A 1,706-nucleotide genomic window follows, 5' to 3' on the forward strand; every position below is an offset into this window, starting at 1 on the left:
TGCGCCCGCCGCACCTTTTCCGCGAAGGTGATCAGCGCCAGCTTCTGGCGGGGGTTGAAGAGGTCGCCCCAAGTGTTCATACCGTAAACCCATACATTAATGACACCAAAAGTTACGGGAACTCGTTTTAAAGGTTCATCCGGCACCGGGTCCACGCCCCACTTATCCCCCAGCTCCTCCCGCTTCTGTTCCAGATATCGCGCGGCTTCCCGGAAAACCTGCATATCCTTTTCCGTGGCCAGGCGGTAAGTCTTTCCCTGCCGGTTGGGGTGGTGCAGCACCACCGCCACCAGCCGCTCTCCGGCCCGGCCCTCCTGAAACTGGTGCCGCACCTCTTTGTCCGACAAACCGCTGCCGCAGCAGGGGCAGATCACTTTCGCCCGGGCAACGGTTCCTTCCTCAGGATTAAAATCAACAGCCGCGCCTGTCGCGACTTCAAACTCCACCCTGTTGCCCCGCGGCACGATGCGCAGGGCCACCTTTTTGTCATCCTTCTTCGCCAGCCAGGTCTGACGCATCAAAGGTATCTCCGCGCCGCAGGAGGGGTTTTTGCACCTGACCGTCCGCGCCCAGATGTAGCCCACCGGAATGCTGCCGTCGGGATCGGCAGGATAGAAGCGCCCAATCTCCTTCCTCGCTTCTTCTAAAATCCAGTTGCCCCAGCGTTTCACGTCCTCCAAAAGCGGGTTGACCTCCCGGTCCACCGTGCCGATCCCGGTTTCCTCGCTGCGTTTAACGGGCTTCCCGTACTTTTGCGGAAACTCAAGCGTTGCCTTTTCGATCAGCACCGCCACCGGGTTGAGGTCACTGGCGTAGGTTTCGCATCCCAAACGCAGGGCTTCAAGTGATATTGACCCGCCCCCGGCAAAGGGATCAAGCACCCGCGGCGGTTTGCCGCCGTTCGCCGTTAGGATATCTTTTCTGGCCCGCCCGATAAGTTGCGGGTTTAGGGAATTCTCCCATTTGCAAAGCTCAGTGATGAACTCCGCCCGTTTAATACGCTCCAGCTCGTCCTTCGGCTCCGGAACCAGCGCTGCGTAAATCGTCGCCCGCGAGGCCGCCAGCGGCCGCCTGGCCCACCAGATGTGCAGGGTGGAGATATGCCCGTGCCGGATATTCTTCTCCCGCGCCGATTCCTCGCTGACTTCTTTAACTGGAAGGGTGCTTTCGATAAGTGTATTTTTTCTATCCACCCCGGCGATGCCTCCTTCTAGCCTTATCCCGCCCTAACTGCCACGCTCCGCCAGTCCTTCACCACGTACCGCACGGTCTCCACCACTTCCTCCGGCGAAAGTTTCGCCGCCGGGTTCTGGAGGGTGTAGAGAACCGGGCTGCTGGCTGCGTTCTCTACCACGTAGAGCCAGTACTCGTCGCCCAGGCGGTTGGCCATCAGCCACTCGTTCGGGGTCAGCGCGACGGCGCCAGTTCCCGCACGGGCCTTCACTTCGATGTACCGGTAATGGCCGGCGGGATCAACGGAACGGATATCATAGCCGAGCGCCCGGGCGGAAACATCCTCCGGCTCTCGGCCCTGTTCCCGCTCGTAATTCAGGGCTACCTCCATCCCGATCTGCTCGATCTCTGCGTCGCTGGCCATTTCTCCGGCCGGCACTTCAGGCACTATACGCACCACGGCAAGGACCTCCGGCTCTGAAGGATAAAGGTTGGTTTCCGCGCGGATCTCGTCCAGAAGCCTTGCTTTTTTC

General features: G+C 60.3%; 2 protein-coding genes. Both read right to left on the bottom strand.

The annotated features are described in order from the left end of the window. Window positions 1-1,193, bottom strand: a 1,193-nt coding sequence (locus ACUVTA_RS09630; RefSeq protein ID WP_445952719.1) for a DUF1156 domain-containing protein, incomplete at its 3' end; no start/stop codon positions are given. A 23-nt stretch (window positions 1,194-1,216) separates the two neighbouring features. Continuing rightward, on the bottom strand, window positions 1,217-1,706 hold a 490-nt coding region (locus tag ACUVTA_RS09635), incomplete at its 5' end, for a DUF3883 domain-containing protein (protein ID WP_445952720.1).

This window comes from Thermodesulfitimonas sp. (assembly GCF_052743955.1).